Source organism: Roseateles sp. P5_B10 (assembly GCF_056400485.1).
In genome coordinates this window covers 1-1,646 of sequence record NZ_JBFULE010001017.1, presented here as the reverse complement: position 1 = coordinate 1,646, position 1,646 = coordinate 1, and the positions used below count along the sequence as shown (strand labels likewise).

Below are 1,646 nucleotides of genomic sequence, written 5' to 3'. Positions count from 1 at the left end.
GGCAAGGGCGCCGGCTTCGGCTTGGACATAATCGCGTTTTGTCTGTTTTGCGAGATGCGAAATGCCAGTCTACAGCATGACCGGGTACGCCAATTCCCTGGCACAACCCCCTAAAGCCGAGGACGGCAACAGTTCAGCGCAAGCGTCGGTCAGCGTCGAATTGCGGTCGGTCAACGGCCGGTTCCTGGACCTGTCCATGCGCATGCCCGAGGAGATGCGCGGCCTTGAACCCCAGTTGCGCGAGCTGATCGCGGCACGTTTCAAGCGCGGCAAGATCGAGTTGCGCATCAACACCCAGCGCGACGCCGATGGCGCCTGGCCGCAACCCCAGCCCGAGCAGCTCAACCGCCTCGCCAGCCTGGAAGCCAAGGTACTCACCTGGCTGCCGCAGGCGGCGCCGCTGTCTGTCCATGAGGCCTTGAACTGGTGCAAGAGCGGCGCGGCGGCACCAGCCCAGTTGGACGCTACGACGCTCGAGGCCGCACAGGCCTGCGTGCAGGGCCTGGCCGAGGCCCGCGAACGCGAGGGCGAGAAGCTGGTGGCCATCCTGAACGAGCGCATTGCACGGCTGCGCGTGCTGGCCGATGAGGCCGAGCCGCTGCTGCCCGCCGTCGTGGCGCGCCAGCAGCAGCGCTTCCTGGAGCGCTGGCAGGAGGCGCTGGCCACCACCGGCGCTGGCAGCAGCGTGCCGCAGGAAGCTTTGCAGGAGCGCGCGCTGAACGAGGCCGCAGCCTTTGCCATCCGCATCGACGTCGCCGAGGAACTCGGGCGGCTGCGGGCGCACCTCGAAGAGCTGACCCGCCTGTTGAAAAAGGGCGGCGAGCTCGGCAAACGCCTGGATTTTCTGATTCAGGAATTACATCGCGAAGCGAATACTTTGGGCTCCAAATCCGCCGCGCTGGAATTGACCAATATTTCCGTCGAGATGAAAGTCGCCATCGAGCAGATGCGCGAACAGGTGCAAAACATCGAATAGGTTTTGGGCAGGTCATTCAGGCGGCCATCCGCACCTCGGACTGCGCCACGCCAACGGGCCAACGCGCCAGGCTCGGCCGGGACGGCTGGAACAGCTCCACCCACGCCAGATCCTGGGGTTCGAGCGAGCCAACGTCGAGGGCGACGTCCAGCACCGCCTGGGCATCAATCGGGAGCAGGTCGAGGTCTTCTGCGCCTTGCCCCCAAAGCGGCGGCGTGACGAGCAGCGCTTCGTCGAGCAGGCCCAACAGGCCCTGGCAGACCGGATGGGCGCCGAAATACAGCAAGCCTGCGCCGCCAGCCGCCGCAGCAAGGCGGCGCGGCACGCGGTGGGTGCAGCGCAGCAGGAAGGCAGCGGCACCCGCCTCGGCATCCCTGACCGCGCGGAAGGCGCGGTCGTCGATGCGCAGATAAGTGGCCGCCTGGGCGAGGTCGCGGCACAACAGCATGACGGGTTGGCGCTCGTCCACCACGCGCAGCAACCGGGCTGCGGCCGCCTTGTCGTCGAGCCGGCAAGCCATCAGATACCCGGCCGCCGTCGGCAGGGCGGCGATCGCGCCGGCGCGCAGCCTGTCCGCAGTCGCCTGGAGCAGGCGCGCTTGCGGGTTGTCAGGATGGACCTCGTGGCGAAGAAAGCGGCGCATCGTGGGACCTCGTGATGTCACATGGAC

General features: G+C 67.2%; 2 protein-coding genes. One reads left to right on the top strand and one right to left on the bottom strand.

The features are described 5' to 3' along the window. Positions 1 to 61: 61 nt before the first annotated feature. The gene (locus tag AC1DU6_RS30335) at positions 62 to 976 is read left to right on the top strand and encodes a YicC/YloC family endoribonuclease (protein WP_457326165.1); all 915 of its coding nucleotides are present in this window, start codon (positions 62 to 64) and stop codon (positions 974 to 976) included. Between the two features lie 16 nt (positions 977 to 992). Here AC1DU6_RS30335 and AC1DU6_RS30330 read toward each other — a convergent pair whose 3' ends face one another. Beyond that, positions 993 to 1,619 carry a Sua5/YciO/YrdC/YwlC family protein gene (locus AC1DU6_RS30330; RefSeq protein WP_056195332.1) on the bottom strand — a complete coding sequence of 209 codons (627 nt, stop codon included), beginning with the start codon at positions 1,617 to 1,619 and terminating at the stop codon, positions 993 to 995. Between the last annotated feature and the right edge of the window lie 27 nt (positions 1,620 to 1,646).